General features: G+C 54.8%; 23 protein-coding genes. 11 read left to right on the top strand and 12 right to left on the bottom strand.

The annotated features are described in order from the left end of the window. The 8 genes from lplA to AAIR21_RS11855 all read left to right on the top strand — a co-directional run bounded on the left by lplA (window position 1) and on the right by AAIR21_RS11855 (window position 8,660). A complete protein-coding gene (gene lplA / locus AAIR21_RS11890) occupies window positions 1–1,017 on the top strand; it encodes a lipoate--protein ligase LplA (RefSeq protein WP_014168539.1) in 1,017 nt (338 codons plus the stop codon). Between the two features lie 408 nt (window positions 1,018–1,425). Then, window positions 1,426–2,118 carry a DUF1120 domain-containing protein gene (locus AAIR21_RS11885; RefSeq protein WP_113656601.1) on the top strand — a complete coding sequence of 231 codons (693 nt, stop codon included), beginning with the start codon at window positions 1,426–1,428 and terminating at the stop codon, window positions 2,116–2,118. A gap of 271 nt (window positions 2,119–2,389) precedes the next feature. After that, on the top strand, window positions 2,390–3,100 hold the full coding sequence (locus tag AAIR21_RS11880) for a DUF1120 domain-containing protein (protein WP_020885275.1): 711 nt from the start codon (window positions 2,390–2,392) through the stop codon (window positions 3,098–3,100). A 252-nt stretch (window positions 3,101–3,352) separates the two neighbouring features. Continuing rightward, window positions 3,353–4,069: a DUF1120 domain-containing protein gene (locus AAIR21_RS11875; protein WP_014168534.1), complete on the top strand. Its 717-nt coding sequence runs from the start codon at window positions 3,353–3,355 to the stop codon at window positions 4,067–4,069. Window positions 4,070–4,140: 71 nt separating this feature from the next. After that, window positions 4,141–4,845: a fimbria/pilus chaperone family protein gene (locus AAIR21_RS11870; RefSeq protein ID WP_044867940.1), complete on the top strand. Its 705-nt coding sequence runs from the start codon at window positions 4,141–4,143 to the stop codon at window positions 4,843–4,845. Between the two features lie 15 nt (window positions 4,846–4,860). Next, the gene (locus AAIR21_RS11865; RefSeq protein WP_183516776.1) at window positions 4,861–7,275 is read left to right on the top strand and encodes a fimbrial biogenesis usher protein; all 2,415 of its coding nucleotides are present in this window, start codon (window positions 4,861–4,863) and stop codon (window positions 7,273–7,275) included. Next, window positions 7,272–7,841 carry a hypothetical protein gene (locus AAIR21_RS11860; protein ID WP_350223475.1) on the top strand — a complete coding sequence of 190 codons (570 nt, stop codon included), beginning with the start codon at window positions 7,272–7,274 and terminating at the stop codon, window positions 7,839–7,841. The genes AAIR21_RS11865 and AAIR21_RS11860 overlap by 4 nt, the downstream gene beginning before the upstream one ends. Window positions 7,842–7,958: 117 nt before the next feature. Further along, entirely contained in the window at window positions 7,959–8,660 is a 702-nt protein-coding gene (locus AAIR21_RS11855; RefSeq protein ID WP_014168530.1) for a DUF1120 domain-containing protein, read from the top strand. 46 nt (window positions 8,661–8,706) lie between these two features. Here the strand turns inward: AAIR21_RS11855 and deoD are convergent, their stop codons facing one another. The 4 genes from deoD to deoC all read right to left on the bottom strand — a co-directional run bounded on the left by deoD (window position 8,707) and on the right by deoC (window position 12,969). After that, window positions 8,707–9,429 (bottom strand): purine-nucleoside phosphorylase, encoded by a 723-nt coding sequence (gene deoD / locus AAIR21_RS11850; RefSeq protein WP_013095492.1) that lies wholly within the window; start codon window positions 9,427–9,429, stop codon window positions 8,707–8,709. A 104-nt stretch (window positions 9,430–9,533) separates the two neighbouring features. Beyond that, window positions 9,534–10,757: a phosphopentomutase gene (deoB, locus tag AAIR21_RS11845; protein ID WP_020885280.1), complete on the bottom strand. Its 1,224-nt coding sequence runs from the start codon at window positions 10,755–10,757 to the stop codon at window positions 9,534–9,536. 53 nt (window positions 10,758–10,810) lie between these two features. After that, on the bottom strand, window positions 10,811–12,133 hold the full coding sequence (gene deoA, locus AAIR21_RS11840; RefSeq protein WP_014168528.1) for a thymidine phosphorylase: 1,323 nt from the start codon (window positions 12,131–12,133) through the stop codon (window positions 10,811–10,813). 56 nt (window positions 12,134–12,189) lie between these two features. Further along, window positions 12,190–12,969, bottom strand: coding sequence for a deoxyribose-phosphate aldolase (deoC, locus tag AAIR21_RS11835; protein ID WP_020885282.1), 780 nt, complete (start codon window positions 12,967–12,969; stop codon window positions 12,190–12,192). A gap of 261 nt (window positions 12,970–13,230) precedes the next feature. Here deoC and AAIR21_RS11830 point away from each other — a divergent pair, with 261 nt between their 5' ends. Both AAIR21_RS11830 and AAIR21_RS11825 read left to right on the top strand, forming a co-directional pair. Next, on the top strand, window positions 13,231–14,778 hold the full coding sequence (locus tag AAIR21_RS11830; RefSeq protein ID WP_183516778.1) for a YjjI family glycine radical enzyme: 1,548 nt from the start codon (window positions 13,231–13,233) through the stop codon (window positions 14,776–14,778). Beyond that, window positions 14,753–15,613 carry a YjjW family glycine radical enzyme activase gene (locus AAIR21_RS11825; protein WP_044866206.1) on the top strand — a complete coding sequence of 287 codons (861 nt, stop codon included), beginning with the start codon at window positions 14,753–14,755 and terminating at the stop codon, window positions 15,611–15,613. Before AAIR21_RS11830 ends, AAIR21_RS11825 begins: the two co-directional genes overlap by 26 nt. On the opposite strand, the gene AAIR21_RS11820 is transcribed toward AAIR21_RS11825, so the two are convergent. From AAIR21_RS11820 to AAIR21_RS11785, 8 genes are all read right to left on the bottom strand, one after another. After that, entirely contained in the window at window positions 15,608–16,390 is a 783-nt protein-coding gene (locus AAIR21_RS11820; RefSeq protein WP_183516779.1) for a TatD family hydrolase, read from the bottom strand. The two genes, AAIR21_RS11825 and AAIR21_RS11820, sit on opposite strands and share 6 nt — an antisense overlap. Continuing rightward, window positions 16,387–17,439, bottom strand: a complete 1,053-nt coding sequence (locus tag AAIR21_RS11815; protein ID WP_020885286.1) for a patatin-like phospholipase family protein — start codon at window positions 17,437–17,439, stop codon at window positions 16,387–16,389. The genes AAIR21_RS11820 and AAIR21_RS11815 overlap by 4 nt, the downstream gene beginning before the upstream one ends. A 120-nt stretch (window positions 17,440–17,559) precedes the next feature. Beyond that, window positions 17,560–17,721, bottom strand: coding sequence for a DUF1328 domain-containing protein (locus tag AAIR21_RS11810; RefSeq protein ID WP_003856556.1), 162 nt, complete (start codon window positions 17,719–17,721; stop codon window positions 17,560–17,562). Between the two features lie 129 nt (window positions 17,722–17,850). Next, complete coding sequence (osmY, locus tag AAIR21_RS11805; RefSeq protein WP_020885287.1) at window positions 17,851–18,468, bottom strand: molecular chaperone OsmY; 618 nt, start codon at window positions 18,466–18,468, stop codon at window positions 17,851–17,853. Window positions 18,469–18,771: 303 nt separating this feature from the next. Further along, window positions 18,772–20,361 (bottom strand): peptide chain release factor 3, encoded by a 1,590-nt coding sequence (prfC, locus tag AAIR21_RS11800; protein ID WP_014168520.1) that lies wholly within the window; start codon window positions 20,359–20,361, stop codon window positions 18,772–18,774. A gap of 91 nt (window positions 20,362–20,452) precedes the next feature. Beyond that, window positions 20,453–21,130 (bottom strand): pyrimidine 5'-nucleotidase, encoded by a 678-nt coding sequence (yjjG, locus tag AAIR21_RS11795; protein WP_014168519.1) that lies wholly within the window; start codon window positions 21,128–21,130, stop codon window positions 20,453–20,455. Window positions 21,131–21,149: 19 nt separating this feature from the next. Next, window positions 21,150–21,593 carry a ribosomal protein S18-alanine N-acetyltransferase gene (gene rimI / locus AAIR21_RS11790; protein ID WP_025205607.1) on the bottom strand — a complete coding sequence of 148 codons (444 nt, stop codon included), beginning with the start codon at window positions 21,591–21,593 and terminating at the stop codon, window positions 21,150–21,152. Further along, a complete protein-coding gene (locus AAIR21_RS11785; RefSeq protein WP_014168517.1) occupies window positions 21,562–21,975 on the bottom strand; it encodes a DNA polymerase III subunit psi in 414 nt (137 codons plus the stop codon). The genes rimI and AAIR21_RS11785 overlap by 32 nt, the downstream gene beginning before the upstream one ends. A 102-nt stretch (window positions 21,976–22,077) precedes the next feature. Between AAIR21_RS11785 and rsmC the strand changes: the two genes are divergently transcribed. Continuing rightward, window positions 22,078–23,106 (top strand): 16S rRNA (guanine(1207)-N(2))-methyltransferase RsmC, encoded by a 1,029-nt coding sequence (gene rsmC / locus AAIR21_RS11780; protein ID WP_014168516.1) that lies wholly within the window; start codon window positions 22,078–22,080, stop codon window positions 23,104–23,106. Window positions 23,107–23,333 lie beyond the last annotated feature (227 nt).

Genomic DNA, 23,333 nt, shown 5'->3' with positions numbered 1-23,333 from the left:
ATGACGACGTTACGCCTGCTTATCTCTGACTCTCACGATCCCTGGTTCAATCTCGCGGTAGAAGAGTGCATCTTCCGTCAGATGCCAGCCACTCAACGGGTGTTATTTTTATGGCGCAACGCCGATACGGTGGTGATTGGCCGTGCGCAGAATCCCTGGAAAGAGTGTAATACCCGGCGTATGGAAGAGGATAACGTCCGCCTGGCGCGACGCAGCAGCGGCGGCGGCGCGGTATTTCACGACCTCGGCAATACCTGCTTTACCTTTATGGCGGGCAAACCTGAATACGATAAAACCATTTCTACCGCGATTGTGCTTAACGCCCTGACATCGCTGGGCGTGACTGCCGAAGCGTCAGGCCGCAACGATCTGGTCGTCAAAACCCCCGACGGGGATCGCAAAGTCTCCGGCTCCGCCTACCGTGAAACCCTGGACCGGGGATTCCATCACGGGACATTGTTGCTGAACGCCGACCTCAGCCGTCTTGCGAATTACCTTAATCCCGATAAGAAAAAGCTGCAGGCCAAAGGTATCACCTCCGTGCGAGGCCGCGTCGCCAACCTGATCGAATTACTGCCGGGCATCACCCACGAACAGATCTGCGATGCCATCCGCGAAGCGTTTTTCGATCACTACGGCGAGCGGGTCGAAGCCGAAGTGATCTCCCCGGATAACACCCCTGACCTGCCAAACTTTGCGGAAACCTTTGCCCGTCAGAGCAGCTGGGAGTGGAACTTTGGTCAGGCGCCGGCCTTCTCGCACCTGCTGGACGAGCGCTTCACCTGGGGCGGCGTGGAGCTTCATTTTGACGTGGAAAAAGGCCACATTACCCGGGCACAGGTCTTTACGGACAGCCTGAACCCTGCGCCGCTGGAGGCGCTGGCCAGCCGCTTACAGGGCTGCCTGTATCGTGCCGACACGGTGCAGCTGACATGTGAGGCGTTACGTGGCGAGTTCCCCGATCAGGCAATCGAGCTGGGCGAGCTTTCTGCCTGGCTTTCGCAGGCCGTACGCTAAACTATGTTGCCCGGCGTGCTTCGCCGGGTGAGTGATGTAACCTGTTTACGCGATAACCTCTTATTCTTATTTTTTAAGCAGGCTTCAGGGATCCAGCCTGCCCCATCTTATTAAAAAATATTATATTATCGTCGGGAAGGGCATTGAATGCTTCCCGGCCTTACGAAAACCGCTAATAACTTTCAATAATAAATTGAACAATAAAAGCGGAAATATGCCCGTAAAATGCGTGAAAATATTCACACCATCTATGCTTTTATATTTTCATTACTGCCCGTTTAGAAATTCTAAATACACCATTTAGAGCAGCCACAATATACTACCGCCCGTGGTTATACCCATATATAAAACCTATTGATTACATTACTAGTCGACAGTTCTATAATTTCTCTTCGTTAAGGAACAACAATGAAAAAAATTCTTCTTGTCGCGGCCATCGCTGCGGCAACGTCCATGACCGCAGCCCATGCGGCTAACACCGCCGTCATGAAAGTGAAAGGCAAACTGACCAACGCGTCATGTACTCCTACAATGAGCAACGGCGGTGCAGTAGATTATGGCAAAATATCAATGGGCTCACTGAGCGCGACTGAGGATAACCAGCTCGGCCAGCGTGATATCACCATGACAATTACCTGTAATTCTGCGACCAAAGTCGGCTGGACAATGTACGACAACCGCAAAGACAGTCTGGCTGATGGCCATTATATTGAAGTCGATGATTCTGCCGTTGATGGCAGCTCGACATTCAGCCCTCAGTACACAAGCGGTTTAGGTTTTACCAAAGAGGGCCAGAAGATTGGCGGATGGGCAGTGTATACCAACCTGCCATATGTCACGGTAGACGGCGCACCTGCTGATGCGATTACCGCGGGAGGCACTAATCTGACTAAATGGAATAAAAATACGACGGGTCGTCTTGTTCTGGATGACTACGAAACCATGTCCGTCGCCAAACCGGGTGAACTCGTGCCGATGGCCTTTACCGAAGCCGTATTCCCAATGAAAGTCTCCATGGCAATCAGGAATACCAACAGACTGAGCATTACCGAAGATACCGAACTGGATGGTCAGGCGACCATTACGCTGAAATACCTCTAATTAAATTATCGCTCAGGCGATAACGTATCTCTGACGGCGAATTTAATTCGCCGTTTTTTATTCCTTTATTCATACTGCATCCATCATATTATTCGCAAGACGTAAATACATACATGATTGTATTTACAGCCCTTAATTAAACTCACAACCGAGTGTAGAATTTCTCATTTCACAAATAACTCTGACCATTAATAGAATTCCCGCGCTTGTGAATCAATACGTTAATTACACGCACACAAGAAAATGTCCACTTTTTGGTTAAGGAATAACAGTGAAAAAACTTCTTCTCGCCACTCTGATTGCCGTGGCTTCTCACGCTGCGCTCGCCGACTCTACCGTTGTGATGAAGGTGAAGGGCAAAATGAATAATGCGTCCTGTACGCCTGAATTAAGCAATGGCGGTTCTATCGATTTTGGCACCATTGCCCTGGATCAACTTTCGCCTACCCAGACGAATCAGATGGGTCAAAAGGACATGTCGTTAACCATTACCTGCCCTTCAGCGACCAAAGTGGCCTGGAGCATCGCGGACAATAAAGAAGATACCAATGCGGCAAATGACCTGACGTCCAGCCAGTTCTACATCCGCGATGCGGCGGATAACGGGGGTGATGCCTGGGGCGCTGGTACGACCTATGGCGTTGGCACCACGGCGGCGGGCGAAAAGATTGGGGCGTATGCCATCGCAACGCGCGTGAATGAAGTTACCGCCAATGGTCTTCCGGCTCAGGCCATTTATGCCCCGGCGTACGTCAACAGCAATGGCGAATACATGTGGCGTAACCTGAGTACCGGTATTATTGCCAACGGTAACGCAGAAATTATGACGGCGACCACCCCAGGCAAATCTTCTCCGCTGGCGATTACCAACGTCGTCTTCCCGTTTAAAGTCTCGATGGCCATTGTGAATACCGATCGCCTGACCACGACTGATGAAGCTCAACTGAGCGGCGAAACCACCATTACGCTGGTTTATCTCTGATACGTTAAGGTCATGTTTTCTTTTCTCCGGCGGAGATATTCCGCCGTTTTAAAGCAGAATATAAATCCATTCATATCTGATTGTAATGACTTAATAAAATCTCAATGTGCTCGTTAGAAAATCTAATTATTGCATTCTGTGAATCATTAATAGAATCAGCGGCGCTTGTTATTTAACACGTGTATTCATGCAAGCACTTTGCGGACTAAAAATATCTTTTTTAGTCACTCTCTTTCAGGTTAAGGAATAACAATGAAAAAGCTTCTTCTTGCCACCGTGCTATCCATGGCGGCAACAGCCGTTTGCGCAGAACCGACCGCCATGCTCAAAGTACAGGGCTCACTGACCAGCGCAGGCTGCGTGCCGGAAATCAGCAACGGGGGTCTGGCCAACTTCGGTGAAATCGGTCTGGACTCCCTCTCCTCCAGCGTGCCATATCAGGCAGGTCATAAAGATGTCACCCTGACCATCAAGTGCCAGTCCGCCACACGCGTGGGCTGGACGCTTCACGACGATCGCGCGGACTCCAACGCCGGTGCCAGCCTGCCAGCCAACCAGTTCCACGTGGATAACGCTACCGCAAACGGTGGCCAGGCATCTGGCTCCAGCCAACTGAACGGCGTAGGTAAAACCAGCGCCGGCGAGAACATCGGTGCGTATGCCATTTCTACCTACCTGACCTCCGTTACCGCAGACGGCGCGGCGGTACAGCCTATCGCGGCTACCCTCTATACCGGCGGCACGATCAGCAGCAGAAGCTGGATGAACATGTGGACCAGCGGCATCCTCTCCAACGATGGCACCGACGTCATGACCGTTTCCAAAAGCGGCCAGCGTGCACCTTTAGCCTTCATGAGCGCGGCATTCCCGCTGAAGATTGCGCTGGCCGTAGCCCCAAGCGACAAGCTGACCCTGACCGACAAAACCGAGCTTGAAGGCCAGTCAACGATCACCCTGGTTTACCTCTAATCCAGCCCCCTGACGCAAAACTCTCCAGTTACATGGGGAGTTTTTTTCCTGACCAGCGAATGAAACCCACTATGTCTACGATCCACACATCAACACGTTTGATCTGCTCACTGTGCCTCGCCCTTCCGGCTTCGCTTTTTGCCGCCGGAATGGTGCCTGAAACCACCCTGCTGCTGATTGACGAAGCGAACCACGGCGGCGTCATGAGCGTGAAAAACACCGACAGCATTCCCACCCTGCTTTATACCTCCATCCGGGATATCGGGGGCGACCAGGGGGTAAAACTCAACGTCACCCAGCCGGTGGTGCGCCTCGAGCCAGGCCAGGAGCAACAGGTTCGCTTTATTCTTGAAACCGACAAACCGCTTAGCGTTGAACAGTACAAACGCGTGGTGTTCGAAGGTATTCCGCCCAAGAGCACGGATAAAAACGTGAAGGTCGGGATCAACCTGCGTCAGGATTTACCGGTCCTGATCCATCCCAAAGATCTGCCGGTGGTCACCGACGCCTGGAAATTACTGACCTGGTCAGTCACCGGGAAAGAGGTCAAGGTGCAGAATCCGTCCGCCTACGTGGTCCGTTTCTCCACCTCTGTCACCTTACTGCCTTCGCATACGGAAGGTCTGGTCAACAAGACGTTTATCCTGCCGGGAGAGACCATGACGGTGCAGACCGACACCCCGGTTAACGGCACCGATAACGCCATTGAGTTCAATCCGGCCAGCCGCTACGGGATTGAAGTTGAGAGCTTTACCGCTTCCCTGACGCGCCAGTAAGACAGGGATGTTTTGGTGATTGAGTTCTCTTTGCGTAATCAGACGCTTCGCGCCGCCATACTGGGGGCTTTGACATTGCCCGCCCAGTCGGTATCGGCGGCCGGTATGGATTTTAATACCGATATTCTGGCGACCCGCGGTATCAGCACCAACCTCGCCCACTACTTCTCCCAGGCCCAGCGATACCTGCCGGGGCCGCATGCCGTGCAGGTAAAAATTAACGGCGTCGATAAAGGCACGCTTGCGATCCGCGTGGGAGAGGAAGGGCAACTGTGTCTGGATGATGACTTTACCCGTGCGGCAGGTCTTCTTCCGCTGAATATCGATGCAAAAGAGCCCTGCCATAATCTTCTGCAAGATTACCCGACGGCCACCGTCACGCTGCTGCCCAACGCGGAGTCGCTTGAGATTTATGTTCCCGCAGAGGCGATGGACAATGGTTTTTATGCCGCGAAATACTACGCGCACGGCGGTGCGGCGGGTCTTATCAATTACAGTGCGTTCAGCAACTACAACGAGTACGGCAGCGGCGGAAACAGTACCTTTTCCCAGGGCAATATTGGCGCCGGTCTCAACGTGGCGAACTGGACGCTGCGCAGCAACTTTATCCTGACCGACGATAACGGAACCCGCAGCACAGAGAATCTCTATACCTACGCGGAACACGTCTTCGAAGAACGGAAACTTCGCATTCAGGCGGGGCAGATTAACGTCAACTCGGCGCTGTTCAGTGGCGCACAAATTAATGGCGTACAGTTCATGCCGGAAACGGGCCTGCAACCGAATATTCCGGCGACGACCATTTCCGGCATCGCCCGCACCAACCAGGCGCGCGTTGACGTTCGTCAGTCCGGGCAGGTTATCTACTCTTCGCTGGTGAATGCCGGTCCGTTTACTCTGACCGATGTCCCGGTGGTGCGTGGCAACGTGGATTTGGACATCAGCGTGGTCGAAACCGACGGTTCCACCACGACGTTTACGGTTCCCTCCTCCTCACTGAACGTGAGCGGGATGACGCGCACTGAAGGGCTCAGCGTCTCGTTGGGTAAAGTTCGCGATACCGGGGATGAACAAGGGTCGCCCTGGGTATTTAATTTTTCTGACGGAACCCGGTTTACGCCCCAGCTCACCGGCGTCACGGCGGGCGTGCTGGCAGAGCAGTATCAGGCCCTCGGGGCGATACTGGAATGGTCGCCAGCCGAATACTGGCTGCTTTCTCCCAGCGTTCAGATGAGCCGCGCGCAGTTCTACGGTCAACAAAATGGCCGCAAGATAGAATTGCAAAGTCACCTTTCCCTGCCCGAGCAACTCACGCTTGGGGTCAGCGCATCAACCTACAGCACCGGCTACCGGGAGTTAAACGAGGCGATGGACGCTGAATCCCAGCGCTATCAAAGCGCCTGGAATACCAGCCTCAACTGGAACAACGCGTGGGTTGGCTCGCTTTCATTCCAGTACAGCGAGAATGCCGGGGATGAAGAGAGCAGTAGCTCCCGCTACCTGATGGTCTCCTGGGGCAAGAGTCTGGGGCACACGTCGCTCTCAGTGAACTGGCAGCACGCCCTCAGCAGCAGTGAGACGGAGAAGGGCGGCACAAGTGATGGCGACCTGCTCTATCTTAATCTGGTCATTCCGTTTGGCACTGAGCGCATCAGTACCTATATGCGCAGCCAGGGTGAAAAACAAAACCTCGGTATTCAGGATAGCGGATCGTGGGGTCAAAACACCAATTACAACCTCTCGGTCGATCGCGACAATCAGGACAAGACCCAGTCGTTTAACGGCAATGTCAGCACCAACCTGCACTACGCACAGCTGGGCATGGCCGCAGGGCTGAATGACGGGAACCAGCATAATTACAGCACCTCCCTCAGCGGCGGCATCGCCCTGCATGGTCATGGCATTACGTTTGCACCCTACCCGATTAAAGACACCTTTGGCATTGCGCGATTAAGCGAGCCGGAAAGCGGTATTCAAATCACCACGCCCGATGGAACCGTCTGGACCGATGCGTGGGGACAAGCCGTGGTGCCGGGTCTGCGCGAGTGGCAAACCTCTCAGATTGTCATTGATGCCAGCTCCCTGCCACAGGGAATGGATTTATCGAACGGGATACAGACCGTTTCCGCAGCTTACGGCTCATTCGCGCAGGTGGATTTCCACGTGCTGAACACGCGTCGTCTAATGCTGAGCGTGAAACGCCCTGACGGGTCATGGCTCGCCAGAGGGCTTAGCGTGGTGGATAAAGACAGCCGTTATATCGTCAGCGTAATGGATAACGGCAGCGTGTTTATTCCCGACGCCACGGATGCGCCCGCCCTGTATGTGGTGGACGACAACATGGCAAAAATTTGCCACATCACGTATTCGCTCAGCGAAGACAAAAATACCGAGTCCTATTACGAAAAAGCAGAAGGAATGTGCCAGTGAAAACCTGTTATTCCCTTTTATTCGCGGCGTTTGCCAGCATGATTTTGCTCTTCTCCGCACGCGCGTCCAGTGAAGAGTGTCAGGTTACGTTTTCGCAGCCTGTTGTCTCGTTTGGACAACTCAAACCGTCGGATATCGCCGCCTCGCAGAAGAACTGGAACCGAATGCCGGCCAAAGAAATTACGGCCAACGTTTTCTGCCCGGAGCCGAGAGTGATGGCCTTGTTTGTGCAGTCCACTGCCGGCGTCAACGGGGGGGTTCTCTTTGGTCAGGACGGGCGACTGGCCATTATTGCCGACAGTATGGTGGTTGACGGGCATGCCTGCACGCTGGCGAAAACGACGGACCGTATCGGTTTTACGCCCTCCTCCAGCCCGACGCAACGCGCGTTTATCAAAAATAATGAAGGTCTCGTTGCCCGGCAAAATGCCGTGCCGGTGCGGGGTAAACACATGAGCTTCACCCTTAAGATTGTTCCCGTCATTAATAACAGCCAGCTTCGTCATGTTGCTGACAATACCCTTCTTGAGAGCAATATGGCCTGGGAATTATTAACACAGGAATAACCCCATTCACGCGTCAGGTACCTGCCTGCGTGAAGCGTAGAAAAGCACTACCGTTACAAATACTGACGGGTTAATACCCCGCAATGTCATGCTTTTTATTTATGTTAAGGATTAACAATGAAAAAATGTTTACTCGTTGTCGCGCTGGCCCTGGCGGCCACATCCGCACACGCGGGCGATACCGCCGTGCTGAAAGTCAAAGCCTCGCTTGCCGGTGCCTCGTGTGTACCGGAGCTGAGCAATAATGGCGTGATCGATTTTGGCAGGATTCATATTGGCGATTTGTCGCAAACCCAGGCTACGCAGCTGGGCGAAAAAGGGGTGATGCTGACGATCAACTGCCCCACGCCAACAAAGGTGGGCTGGAGTATCGCGGATAACCGTACCGATTCCAACGCCAGCACGGGCAGCAGTAACCTGAAGGTGAAAAACGCCAATGCTAACGGCGGTGAGCTTCGCGGTGCGATGAACACCTTTGGGCTGGGCAAAACGCACGATGGTAAAAACATCGGCGCGTACTCCATCTACACCACGCCAGGCGATGTGACGGCGAACGGCAATAACGCTGAGCCTATCCGTACGGCCGTGACCGCGGGAGCGGGCGTGAGCCGCTGGCAGAAAGCCAACGGTGGTACCATCGCCAATAAAGATTTGGGTCTGATGAGCGTTGCGCCGGCGGGCAAAAACGACCCGATGGCGGTCACCAGCGTCTCTTTCCCGCTGAACGTGTCGCTGGCGGTCGAGAATCTGAAGAATCTGTCTTTAACGGAAGATACGGAGTTTGACGGTCAGGCGACCATCAGCGTGGTGTATTTGTAACCGGGAAGAGCATGCCGGGCAGCGAACGCCGCCCGGCAGTACAACATTACTCTTTGTCGCCCAGCAGAACGGATTCCAGCGCGATTTTGATCATGTCGTTGAAGGTGGTCTGACGCTCAGCAGCGGTCGTCTGCTCGTGCGTACGGATATGGTCAGACACGGTGCAGATGGTCAGTGCTTTCGCGCCAAACTCAGCCGCGACACCGTAGATCCCTGCCGCTTCCATTTCCACACCCAGGATGCCGTACTTTTCCATCACGTCGAACATCTCGCCGCCGTCTGGTGCATAGAACAGATCAGCAGAGAACAGGTTACCCACGCGTGCGTCTACGCCCAGCGCTTTTGCGGCGTCAACCGCGTTACGCACCATGCCGAAGTCAGCGATGGCGGCAAAGTCATGGTCTTTGAAACGCATACGGTTAACTTTAGAGTCCGTGCACGCGCCCATGCCGATAACCACATCACGCAGCTTAACGTCCATACGTACTGCACCGCAGGAGCCTACGCGAATGATTTTCTTCACGCCAAAATCGGTGATCAGCTCTTTGGTGTAGATGGAGCAGGATGGGATACCCATACCGTGACCCATCACGGAGATTTTGCGGCCTTTGTACGTACCGGTGAAGCCCAGCATGCCGCGAACGTTGTTCACTTCACGCACGTCTTCGAGGAAAGTTTCTGCAATATGCTTCGCGCGCAGCGGGTCGCCCGGCATCAATACGACGTCAGCGAAATCACCCATTTCGGCATTAATGTGAGGAGTTGCCATCTTCAGTTCCTTTTATCGTGTTTTTGCCGGGTGGCGGCGGCGCCTGCCCGGCCTGCATGGTGTTCTCCCTCTCCCGGAGGGAGAGGGGATACGCCCGGATGTGTTTAGAACATGGCCTTGCCATATTCCATGTCGGACGTACCAAAGTATTTCGCAATAGTCTGACCGATATCGGCGAAGGTTTCACGGTGGCCCAGTGAGCCAGGTTTCACTTTCGGGCCGTACACCAGCACAGGAATATGCTCGCGCGTGTGATCGGTACCGGTCCAGGTTGGGTCGCAGCCGTGGTCGGCGGTCAGGATCAGAATGTCATCTTCCCCCACCAGCTCCATCAGCTCCGGCAGACGGCGGTCAAACAGTTCCAGTCCCGCGGCATAACCGGCCACGTCACGACGGTGGCCCCAGGAGGAGTCGAAGTCCACGAAGTTGGTGAAGACGATAGTCTTGTCACCCGCTTCTTTCATCTCTTTGATGGTGGCGTCAAACAGCGCATCCAGACCAGTGGCTTTCACTTTTTTGGTGATACCGCAGTTGGCATAGATGTCTGCAATTTTCCCCACGGACACCACGTGGCCGTCTTTCTCGTCAACCAGCTTCTGCAGTACGGTCGGTGCCGGTGGTTCAACGGCCAGGTCATGACGGTTACCGGTGCGCTGGAAGTTACCCGCTTTATCACCGATAAACGGACGTGCAATCACGCGACCGATGTTATAGCCGCCTTCGGTCAGCTCTTCACGTGCGATTTCGCACAGCTCGTAAAGCTTATCCAGGCCAAAGGTCTCTTCGTGGCAGGCAATCTGGAACACGGAGTCGGCAGAGGTGTAGAAAATCGGCTTGCCGGTTTTCATGTGCTCTTCACCGAGTTCGTCCAGAATCACGGTACCGGAAGAGTGGCAGTTACCGAGGTAGCCCGGCAGATTGGCACGCTTAACCAGCTTGTCCAGCAGCTCCTGCGGGAAGCTGTTCTCGTGATCGGAGAAGTAACCCCAGTCGAAGAGAACCGGCACGCCGGCGATTTCCCAGTGGCCAGACGGGGTATCTTTACCGGAAGAGAGCTCGTGCGCCCAGGCGTACGCGCCTACCACTTCCGCATTGCCGTCCATACCGGCTGCAATTTTACCGGTAGAACCTTCATGGGCTTTCACCAGACCCAGACGGGTCAGGTTTGGCAGAGTCAGAGGGCCTTTACGACCGTTGTCCGCTTCGCCTTTCGCACAGGCTTCAGCGATGTGACCCATGGTATCGGAACCCACGTCACCAAAACGTTCTGCATCTTCGGTTGCGCCGATGCCGAATGAGTCCAGCACCATAATAAATGCACGTTTCATAATTGTTCTCCGTACGTAGTGCTTCAAAAATTATCGATCAGATCAGTATACCGCTATTCGGTGATACGGCGATAGACAGTCGGTGTGCTTTGCGGTGCTTTATCATCAAGCGTAATGGCCGCTTTCACCGCCTTCGCCGCTTCCTGCCAGCTGGCTTCATCTTTCGCGTGGATCACGGCCAGCGGACGTTGACCATCGACGCTGTCACCCAGACGCGCCATATCGGTAAAGCCGACGCTGTAATCAATGGTGTCCGAGGCCTGACGACGACCGCCGCCCATCGACACGACCGCCATGCCGAGCGCGCGCGTATCCATCGCCGAGACAAAGCCTTCGGTATCGGCGTAGACCGCTTTGCTGAGCGTCGCCGTTGGCAGGTATTTCGCGTAGTGTTCCACGAAGTCGGTTGGGCCTTTCTGCGCCGCTACCATGCGGCCGAAGATCTCTGCCGCTTTGCCGTTATCCAGCACCGCCTGAAGTTTGGCGCGTGCGTCGGCATCATCGCTGGCGAGCTTGCCGGAGATCAGCATCTCCACGCACAAGGCCATGGTGACATCGAGCAGACGCGGGTTCCGGTATTCACCGGTGAGGAACTGCACGGCTTCACGCACTTCCACGGCGTTGCCTGCGCTGGACGCCAGCACCTGGTTCATGTCCGTCAGCAGGGCGGTAGTACGCACGCCCGCACCGTTGGAGACGCCCACAATGGCTTCTGCCAGCGCCGCGGAAAGTTCATAGGTCGGCATAAAGGCGCCGCTGCCCACTTTCACATCCATGACCAGCGCATCCAGGCCTTCCGCCAGTTTCTTGGCGAGGATAGAGGCGGTAATCAGGGGAATAGAGTCAACGGTCGCGGTGATATCGCGGGTCGCGTAGAAGCGCTTGTCTGCAGGAGCAAGAGAGCTGGTCTGGCCGATAATCGCCACACCAACGTCTTTAATAATGTCGCGGAAGCGATGGTCATCCGGGAAGATATCGAAGCCCGGGATGGCTTCCAGTTTGTCCAGCGTACCGCCGGTATGTCCCAGGCCACGCCCGGAGATCATGGGGATATAACCACCACAGGCCGCCACCATTGGGCCCAGCATCAGCGACGTCACGTCACCTACACCGCCGGTTGAGTGTTTATCCACAATCGGGCCGTTGAGGTTAAGGCTTTTCCAGTCCAGAACGGTTCCTGAATCTCGCATCGCCATGGTCAGCGATACACGCTCAGGCATCGACATATCGTGGAAGAAAATGGTCATCGCCAGAGCAGCAATCTGCCCTTCAGAGATGGTGTTATCACGAATGCCATTGATAAAGAAGCGGATCTCTTCGTCGCTTAATGCATGACCATCACGTTTTTTACGAATAATTTCTTGTGCGAGAAACACGGTAACCCCCGAGAAAACAGGTTAAATGCGGCGGATGGCCCGCCGCAGGATAAAAATCAGTAGCTGCTTGCGCTCTTACCGTCGCCGTGACCCAGCGCTTTCAGCAGGCTCGCCAGCAGGCTGGATGCACCAAAGCGATAGTGACGGGAATCCGCCCACGCCGGGCCAAACAGTTCGTCGGCAATCGCCAGGAACTGCTGCGCATCTTCAGCCGTGCGCACGCCGCCCGCAGGTTTGAAGCCTACGGTTTTTTCCACGCCCATATCACGGATCACTTCCATCATGATGCGCGCGCTTTCCGGCGTTGCGTTCACCGGCACTTTACCGGTAGAGGTTTTGATGAAATCCGCACCCGCGTTGATGGAGATTTCAGACGCTTTACGGATCAGCGCTTCTTCTTTCAGCTCACCGGTTTCGATGATCACTTTCAGCAGCACGTTTGCCGCAGCACAAGCGTCTTTACACGCTTTCACCAGGTCAAAACCAACCTGCTCGTTACCGGCGATCAGCGCACGGTACGGGAATACCACGTCCACTTCGTCAGCGCCGTACGCGATGGCCGCGCGGGTTTCAGCCAGCGCAATCTCGATGTCGTCATTGCCGTGCGGGAAGTTAGTCACGGTTGCAATGCGTACATCCGGCGTGCCCTGCTCTTTCAGCGTCTTACGGGCAATGGGGATAAAGCGCGGGTAGATACAGACGGCTGCAGTGTTCCCGACGGGCGTTTTCGCCTGATGGCACAGGGCGATGACTTTCTCATTGGTGTCGTCATCATTCAGGGTGGTCAGGTCCATCAGTTTCAACGCGCGCAGGCTGCTTGCAGTTAAATCGGTCATAACATTCTCCAACGGCATCGCCGTATAAATTTCACCTTGCGGTCTGTGACTATTCTAACATCCAGCCGCACTTACACTTCGACATTCATCACAGTTAATGAAAACTGCGTACAAATTTGCATTACTGTAATGAGATGAACTTCAAATTTTACTGCTGTCGCTGCTGATTAAAGCAGCGATACCCGGTGTGGGATCAAAAGTCCCCCCGGGATGACTTCCTACAATTCGGTCATCATCCGCAGAACCATAAAGGAAGCGAATATGTCCCACGCCAGCCCTCACGCACTGCAACAACGTTGCCAGCAAATTGTGACAAGCCCGGTATTGACCCCCGAGCAAAAACGTCATTTTCTGGCGCTGGAGGCGGAGAACCATCTTCCCTACCCCGCGCTGCCTCAGGCCGCTCGCACCGCGCTGGAAGAGGGATTTATCTGCGACATGTTCGAAGGCCATGCGCCTTATAAACCGCGCTATGTTCTGCCTGATTACGCCAGATTCCTCGCCAACGGCTCGGCATGGCTGGAACTGGAAGGGGCAAAGGATCTGGATGACGCGCTCTCACTGCTGACCATCCTGTACCACCATGTTCCTTCTGTCACATCGATGCCGGTCTTCCTCGGTCATCTTGATGCATTACTGCAACCGTATGTTAATATTCTAACACAAGAAGAAATCGATAGCCGAATAAAACGTTTCTGGCGCTATCTCGACAGAACGCTTCCGGATGCGTTTATGCATGCCAATATTGGCCCGGCGGACACGCCCGTTACCCGCGCGATTTTACGCGCTGATGCAGAGCTGAAGCAGGTCGCACCGAATCTGACCTTTATTTATGATCCCGATATCACACCAGATTCGCTGCTGCTCAGGGTGGCCGAAAACCTCTGTGAATGCAGCAAACCCCATATTTATAACGGCCCGGTGAATGATAAAATTTTCACAAAAGGCCGTTATGGCATCGTGAGTTGTTACAACTCCCTGCCGCTGGCAGGCGGCGGCAGCACGCTGGTGCGCCTGAACCTGAAGGCCATTGCCGAACACAGCGACTCGCCCGAAGACTTTTTTAGCCGTACGTTGCCCCACTACTGCCAGCAGCAACTGGCCGTCATCAATGCCCGCTGCGAGTTCCTGTATCAAAAATCCGGCTTCTTTGAGAATAGCTTCCTCGTCAAAGAGGGACTGATTGATCCCGACCACTTTGTGCCGATGTTCGGCATGTACGGCCTGGCCGAAGCGGTGAACGTGCTGTGTGAGAAAGCGGGTTCCCCGGGCCGTTACGGTAAAGACGACCAAGCCAACGCGCTGGGGTATCGGATCAGCGAACAGCTCGCGGCGTTTGTTGAAAGCACACCGGTAAAATACGGCTGGAAACAGCGTGCGATGCTGCATGCCCAGTCCGGAATAAGCTCTGATATCGGTACGACGCCGGGCGCGCGGTTGCCTTACGGGGAGGAGCCGGACCCGATTAGCCACCTGCTGAGCGTGGCGCCACACCACAAGCACTATCACGCCGGGATTAGCGACATCCTGACGCTGGACGAGACGGTCAAACGCAACCCGCAGGCCGTGGTGCAACTGTGTCTGGGTGCGTTCAACGCGGGAATGCGGGAGTTCACCGCCAACGTGGCCGGTAACGATCTGGTACGCGTGACCGGATATATGGTGCGGTTGTCCGACCTGGAGAAATACCGTGAAGCAGGGTCACGCACTAACACCACCTGGCTTGGAGAAGAAGCCGCCCGACACACCCGCATCCTGGAGCGCCAGCCACGCGTGATAAGCCATGAACAGCAGATGCGCTTTAGTTAGTCAGGTGATCCCCTTCTCCTGCGTGGACGGGCCGGGCAGCCGCCTGGCTCTGTTTCTCCAGGGGTGCAACCTGCGCTGCAAAACCTGCCACAATCCGTGGACCATCGGACGCTGCAACGACTGCGGCGACTGCGTACCCCACTGCCCGCACGATGCGCTGAACATACAGGCCGGGCGGGTCTGGTGGCAGGAGAGTCAGTGTCAGCAGTGTGATACCTGCCTGCAGTTGTGCCAGCAGCAGGCAACGCCAATGGCGCACCGTTTTAGCGTCGACGAGATCCTCATTCAGCTCTCTAAATCCGCGCCCTTTATTGAAGGTATTACCGTGAGCGGCGGTGAAGCGACAACGCAGCTACCGTTCCTGGTAGCGCTCTTCACGGCGATCAAAGCCGATCCCGCCCTGCAACACCTGACGTGCCTGGTGGACAGCAACGGTCTGTTAGGGGAAACCGGCTGGCAAAAACTGCTGCCGGTATTCGACGGGGCAATGGTGGATTTGAAGGCCTGGGGGAACGAACACCATCGCTTCCTGACCGGACGCGAAAATCCGCAGATTAAGCACAGTATCCGCTGGCTGGCACACCACCAGCGGCTGGCGGAACTGCGATTACTGGTGATCCCGGAGCAATGTGATTATCTGGAGCATCTCAAAGCGCTGACGGCGTTTATCCACGCGTTGGGAAATGTCCCGGTACGCATTAACGCCTTTCATGCTCACGGCGTTTACGGTGAGGCGGCGTCCTGGCGCAGCGCCACGCCAGAAGATATTGAGCCGCTGGCGCGGGCGCTGGAACAACAGCAGATTGTGGTAATCCGACCGGCGCTTTATCTATAGCGTGATACCAAATACCGCGCGGGTATTCTCCAGCAGGGCATGCGCAATCACCTCTTCCGGCTCCTCACGCAGCTCACAAAGCGCGTCAAAGACCCGAGCGGCCTGCTCCGGGCGATTTGGCTGCCCCTGAAAACCGTTGAGCGGCATATCCGGTGCGTCGGTTTCCAGTAATAATGCTTCGAGCGGCAGCTGCGCCATCACATCGCGGGTTTTACTGGCGCGTGGATAGGTGATGGTACCCCCGACGCCAATTTTATAGCCCAGCGCAATAAAGCGCTGCGCCTGCTGCAGGCTCCCTGAAAAGCCGTGCACAACCCCCCTTCGCGGAAGATCGATACGCTTCAGTTGCATTGCCAGTTTGTCATGGGTCCGACGGGAGTGAAGGATCACCGGCAGATCGTGGCGCTTCGCCAGACGCAGCTGCGCATCAAGGATCGTCTGCTGGCGCGCAAATTGCGGATCGTCGCGATAGAGATCGAGGCCGATCTCACCGATGGCGACAAGTTTGTCGCCAGCCGTCTGCACAATGGCGTCCAGCGCGTCGATATGCTCATCAAGATGGTGTTCAATCATAATGGGATGCAGGCCGAGCGCGGCGTACAGCGCCTGGTGCCGCCTTGAGAGATCCATTACCCGCTCAAAGTATGCCGCTTCAACCGCCGGCACAATTATCGCCTCTACGCCGGCTTGTGCAGCTCGCGTGATGCTTTGCTCTTCATCCCCCGTAAACGGTGGAAAATCAAAATGACAGTGGGTATCGATAAACCGGTACGTCACGCCAGATCCTCATTATCTAACAATGCGTCATTCGCCTGCGGAGCATCCACCAGCGGCATCGCCAGCGCATCATTCGCCACCACCGCCGGTGGGGTAATAATGGCTTTATGACGATGTATAGGCGGTTGTTCAGCCAGCAGTTTGCCTATTGTCGCCAGGAAGTAACGCCCGCACAGACGCCCCGTTTTGTAATCGGTACGCAGCGCAGGAACGCGGCTGCCCAGCGCCATGCTGACCAGCGGTTTAGGCGGATAAATTTCAAATATACGCAGCTTACCCGGCGGTTTTTCAATAAAGCGCTGCATGGCGCCATAGGTCGTTTCATGCTGCTTCGCGATGTTGACCAGGTGTTGCAGGCTGCTGTCGCCTAACCAGCGCTCCATGCGTTTAAACCACTGCGGGGTATAGTACATTTGCGACGGGACGGTGCGGATCACCACAATGGTGTTTGCCCCGCGTCGCGCAGCTTCCTGTACCGGCACCGCGTCACTGATGCCGCCATCCAGATAGCTGATGCCGTCCAGCAGTGCGCCGGAACGATAGAAACCGGGAATGGCGCTGGAGGCGCGAATGATATCCAGCCAGTTCTCTTTTTGAGGAGAGAAATACCCCGGCGTGTAGTCATCACCACGGCTGGCGCACATCCAGAACTCTTTTCCGCTGTCGAACAGGCGCGCCGCCGTATCCATTGCCAGCGGCATCTGGCTTGAGGTCGAATCCAGCAGCCAGTCGAGGTCAATCAAATTCCCGCCGCGCACAAAGCGCACCGGGTTGAAAAATTCTTTCGCCGTGGTGTAGCGCATGATCACTTTTCGCGCGTAGCCGGGCTGGTTACAGACATAAGCAGAGAGGTTTTGCGCCCCGGCAGAGGTCCCGAAGTACAGGTCAAACGGGTTGAATTGCGCGCGCATAAACTCGTCCAGCACACCGGCCGTAAAAATGCCGCGCTGTCCGCCACCTTCACACACCAGCGCAAGCGGGCCTGCGCGAAACGGCTTTAACGCCAGCGGCGCAATATTGCCGAGCGTAACGGGAATTCGTTGCCCCACCTCTGCTTTCCTGTTTTCATTTTTCTGTTATGACACAGTAGCGCACCCGACCAGCGACTGAAACAAGAAAAAGCCAGTCACGAGGACTGGCTTTTTTTTGTTGAAGGAATATTGCGTTTGCTACGGACGTCGACGACCCGTAAACAGGCTGACCAGGAACAGAATAATACCCACGACAAAGACAATTTTTGCTGCCCATGCCGCTGTACCTGCCAGACCACCAAAGCCCAATGCGGCGGCAATTAACGCGATAACCAGAAATATAATGCCCCAACGAAACATAAGCTTCTCCTTTACCATAGTTAATGTCGGCCGCTAAATGTGAGCGCGCTCAGGTCACTCACCGGCGATTTTCCAGAGTCATTTTTATTTCGCCCGCTGACGTTAGCCAGACGGGCGAATGGTGCAGATTTACTTCGTTTTCAGATCGTTTTTAACGCTTTTAACACCATCGATCGCTTTCGCGATGGACTCGGCGCGCTCACTTTGCGCCTGAGAATCGACCGTACCGGAAAGCTGAACCACACCATCGGTGGTTTCCACTTTCACTTTACGAGATGGCACGATGTCATCTGCTAAAAGTTTAGCTTTGATTTCGCTGGTGGTGGCTGCATCTCCGGCATACCCTTTCACCGACGCGTTTTTGCTGTCCCGAACGTGCAGTTTGTCGCTCACGGACGCTACACCTTCAACACCCTTCGCCACTTTTACCGCCTGTTCGGCCTGGGCCTGGCTTTCTACAAAACCACTCAGGGTGACAACTTTCTTGTCAGTTTTAACGGAAATATCGGTGCTCTTGATAGCTTCATCATCCACCAGTGCGGCTTTCACTTTTGCTGTGATTGAGCTGTCATCCATGAAATTACCGACTTTATTCATAGAGCTATCGATTTTTTGCCCTGCGGTATCGGCGGTGGACTGCGCTTTATCCATAGTGCTGGTTTCAGCCAGAGCAGAACCACTTACCAGGATGCTACCCAGTGTCACAGCCAGCAGAGTTTTAGAAATCTTCAGTCTTGTCATATTCATCGATGTATTCCTGTGTATACCCGTCATTCGGGCGACATACTTCCCTAATTGCTAGTTTTATATATTGCGAATAAACACACGGGCAAAATGGAGAACCCAAAGTCATGCATTGAACAGTTAATTCATCCACGCCCGGTGTTAAACACTGAGTTAAATATAGATCACTCTCACAGTGCCGCTTTCAGATTTGGGTAAAAAACGAGCAAAAGACGCGAAATAATGTTGAATTAAGAACATTCCGCAAGAGATTAATAAGACAGGAAATAAAGAAGAGCACGGCGATTGCCGTGCTCTGAGAGGGGATCAGTGTTCGCGCGTTTTGCGGAACTGGACATCAGGATAACGTTCCTGCGTCAGGTTAAGATTGACCATGGTTGGAGCGATATACGTCAGGTTATCACCACCATCCAGCGCCAGCTGCACTTCGTTCTTACGTTTAAATTCTTCGAATTTCTTCACGTCAGAACACTCTACCCAGCGCGCGGTCGCCACGTTAACCGATTCATAGATCGCTTCCACGTTGTACTCACTCTTCAGACGCGCAACGACCACGTCGAACTGCAGCACACCGACAGCGCCCACGATCAGATCGTTGTTAGCGATAGGGCGGAACACCTGGACAGCGCCCTCTTCGGAAAGCTGAACCAGCCCTTTCAGCAGCTGTTTCTGCTTCAGCGGATCGCGCAGGCGAATACGACGGAACAGTTCCGGTGCGAAGTTCGGAATACCGGTGAACTTCATCATTTCACCCTGGGTGAAGGTATCGCCGATCTGAATCGTACCGTGGTTGTGCAGACCGATGATGTCGCCCGGATAGGCTTCTTCAACGTGCGAACGGTCGCCCGCCATAAAGGTCAGCGCGTCGGAGATCACCACATCTTTACCGATACGTACCTGACGCAGCTTCATGCCCTTTTCATACTTACCGGACACCACGCGCATAAAGGCGACGCGGTCACGGTGTTTCGGGTCCATGTTAGCCTGAATTTTAAAGACGAAACCGGTGAACTTCTCTTCTTTCGCTTCCACTTCACGGGTGTCAGTTTTACGTGACATCGGTTGTGGCGCCCACTCCACCAGGCCGTCAAGCATATGGTCAACGCCGAAGTTACCCAGCGCGGTACCAAAGAAGACCGGGGTGATTTCACCGCTCAGGAACAGCTCTCTGTCGAATTCGTGAGATGCACCTTGAACCAGCTCCAGCTCGTCACGCAGCTGCGCGGCCAGCTCTTCACCCACAGCCGCATCCAGCTCCGGGTTATCCAGACCTTTTACGATACGGACTTCCTGAATGGTATGGCCTTTGCCGGTCTGGTAAAGATAGGTTTCGTCTTTATAAAGGTGATAGACACCCTTGAACAGCTTGCCGCAGCCAATGGGCCAGGTGATAGGCGCACAGGCAATTTTCAGCTCGTTTTCCACTTCATCCATCAGCTCCATCGGGTCGCGGATGTCACGGTCGAGTTTGTTCATAAAGGTGAGGATCGGCGTATCGCGCAGACGGGTAACTTCCATCAGCTTACGGGTACGATCTTCTACCCCTTTCGCGGCGTCGATGACCATCAGACAGCAGTCCACCGCCGTCAGCGTACGGTAGGTATCTTCCGAGAAGTCTTCGTGCCCTGGGGTATCCAGCAGGTTGACCAGGCAATCATGATACGGGAACTGCATCACGGAGGTGGTAATGGAAATACCACGCTGCTTTTCCATCTCCATCCAGTCAGATTTTGCATGCTGGTTGGAACCACGGCCTTTTACGGTACCCGCAGTCTGAATCGCCTGTCCGAACAGTAACACCTTCTCGGTGATGGTCGTTTTACCGGCATCCGGGTGAGAGATAATGGCAAAAGTACGGCGCCTGGCCACCTCTTGCAGATAAGGAGACAACGTCATAATGAAATCTTCTATATAAGCGCGGCGTCAGGCCGCGCATCATGGGATACGAAAAATGCTGCTATTTTACCCATCAATGGGGGGCAGGCAATCATTGTTTACACAGGAGCTGCTCCAGTTCGTTCAATGACGTGACGGTCCAGGTCGGCTGGATACCTTCTGGCAACGTGCGACCGTGTGCATTCAGCCAGACGGTCGACAGGCCGGCGTTCATCCCGCCACGAATATCCGACTCCGCGGTATCCCCGACCATCAGCACACGTTCACGATCGGGATTGCCCGCTTGTTCCAGCGCATAATCAAAAATACGCGGATCCGGCTTAGGTACGCCCACCTCTTCAGAGATCACCAGCGCGTCAAAATGATCGCGCAGGCCCGTACGCTCAAGGCGGATCTGCTGCAGGGCGGTAAAACCGTTGGTAATAATGCCCAGCTTCGCCTTGCCCTTCAGGGCGTCCAGCAGGGAAACCGCGCCCGGCAACGGCGCGCAGATATCCGCCATAGCATTAAGGAAGGCATCGTTAAGCGCACCCGGGCTGACGTTTAACCGCTCGGCCCAGACATCAAAGCGCTGGTGCTGCAGCTGTAACGCGGTGATGGCACCGTTCTGGTAATCCACCCACAGCGGTTTGTTTACCGCCTGATAGTCCTGAAAGTCTTCAGCGGTGAAGGTAACGCTATAATCGAGAAACATCCGCTGTAGGCCGCCAAACGAGTCAAACGTAAACAGCGTTTCGTCGGCATCAAAGAAAATCCAGTCCCATTTCATCGTTACAACCTTATTTTAGTTATCCAAGCGGCAGAGCCATTATGATGGCGTCTTCACGTCCCTCTGCGGTGGGGTAGTAGTTACGGCGGATAGTCGCCTCGTTAAAGCCTAAGCTTTCATAGAGTGCGATGGCGGCGACATTCGACGCGCGCACCTCCAGCCACAGGGTGAAAACGTCACGGGTTTCGAGCTCGCGAATGAGATGCTCAAGCAGTTCTCTTCCCAGCCCCCGGCGCTGATACGCGGGATCAACCGCGATATTAAACAGCGTCGCTTCGTCCAGAACGACCTGCGTGATGGCAAAAGCGGCCATCGCGCCGTCGACGTCCAGACGGTAATTCAGATACCGCTCGCCCTGATTGCTGGCGAGGGTTTTTTCGCTCCATGGAAAAGCATGGGCGCGCGTTTCAATCGCGTACGCCGCGGTCAGATCAGGCGTCGTGAGGGAAGAAATCGTGTTCATATTCGCAGATTTGTTGCCATAGCGCGCTGCGCGCTTTTGGGTTGGCTTTCAGTTCGTCCAGCGCTGGCGAGCAGATCTGGCTCCCTTCCAGGGAGACCTCATCGATGTCTCCCATACGCCAGCTGTTGCAGCGGCTGTCGGATGGCAGCATGGTGACCCTATCTGGCGTAAGCTGTAAAACCTGTTCAGTGGTCAGCTTCAGGCTACGAAGGACATCACCAATAAGGGGTTCATTCAGGGCAGGCAGTTCCTCCGCCACCATCACCAGCCGGACGTGCGCAGGGATGGAGATGGCGATTTCGCCCTGCAACGCCGTCGGGCGACGCAAGGCCCACTGGGTGATGCCCAGTTGCTGCAACTGCCAGTCTCGTCGGGATGTCATAGGGAAAACTCCTGTCTCTCAGGCGCGCAAATATAGCAAATGTGTCGAAACTGCGCCATCTACCTACTATAATCCCCGCCTGAGTTAATTGAGGAACAATTCATGTCTGCATTTACCCCGGCAAGTGAAGTCTTGCTGCGTCACAGTGATGATTTCGAAGAAAGCCGTATTCTGTTTGCCGGAGATATGCAGGATGACCTGCCCGCACGTTTCGACTGTGCTGAAAGCCGTGCCCACACCCAATACTACCACCACTGGCAGGTACTGAGCCGCCAGATGGACGACCGCGCGCGCTTTAGCCTGGTCGCTGAACAGAGCGACATCGCCGACTGCGACACGCTCATCTACTACTGGCCGAAGAACAAGCCAGAAGCCCAGTTCCAGCTGATGAACCTGCTTTCTCTGCTGCCCGTTGGCTGCGATATTTTCGTGGTCGGTGAGAACCGCAGCGGCGTTCGTAGCGCAGAACAGATGCTGGAAGGCTATGCGCAGCTGAATAAAATCGACAGCGCCCGTCGCTGTGGCCTGTATCACGGCCGTCTGGAAAAACAGGCGACCTTTGATGCTGAGAAATTCTGGGATGAGTATCAGCTTGACGGTCTGACCATTAAAACTCTGCCTGGCGTCTTCAGCCGCGACGGTCTGGACGTGGGCAGTCAGCTGCTGCTCTCCACCCTGACGCCGCATACGAAAGGCAAAGTGCTGGATGTCGGCTGTGGCGCGGGTGTACTGGCGACCGTACTGGCGAGCCATTCGCCAAAAGTGCGCTTAACCCTGTGCGATGTGAGCGCCCCGGCGGTTGAAGCAAGCCGCGCAACGCTTGCCGCAAATGGCCTGGAAGGCGACGTGTTTGCCAGCAACGTCTTCTCTGACGTGAATGGCCGTTTCGACATGATCATCTCCAACCCGCCGTTCCACGATGGCATGGAAACCAGCCTTGAAGCGGCGCAAACGCTGATCCGTGGTGCAGTACGTCATCTGAACAGCGGGGGTGAACTGCGTATCGTGGCTAACGCCTTCTTACCGTACCCGAAAGTGCTGGATGAAACCTTTGGCTTCCATGAAGTCATCGCCCAGACGGGTCGCTTTAAGGTTTACCGCACCGTGATGACGCGTCAGGCTAAGAAGTAATCCCCTTATCTGGCAGGCCGGATACGCGTAACCGCTATCCGGTAAAACCTGGCGCTACCATCGGCCATTTTTGCAGCAATCAAAACAGCGTGCGCATTTTTCTGTTGACGTAAAGCTGAAAACATCTAGAATGCGCCTCCGTGGTTACGATACTTTTACAGTGTCGATGGTATGCGAAGGTGGCGGAATTGGTAGACGCGCTAGCTTCAGGTGTTAGTGTCCTTACG

This window comes from Enterobacter sp. PTB, assembly GCF_051130085.1.
Classification (GTDB): domain Bacteria; phylum Pseudomonadota; class Gammaproteobacteria; order Enterobacterales; family Enterobacteriaceae; genus Enterobacter; species Enterobacter ludwigii.
This window is presented reverse-complemented; position numbering and strand designations above follow the sequence as displayed.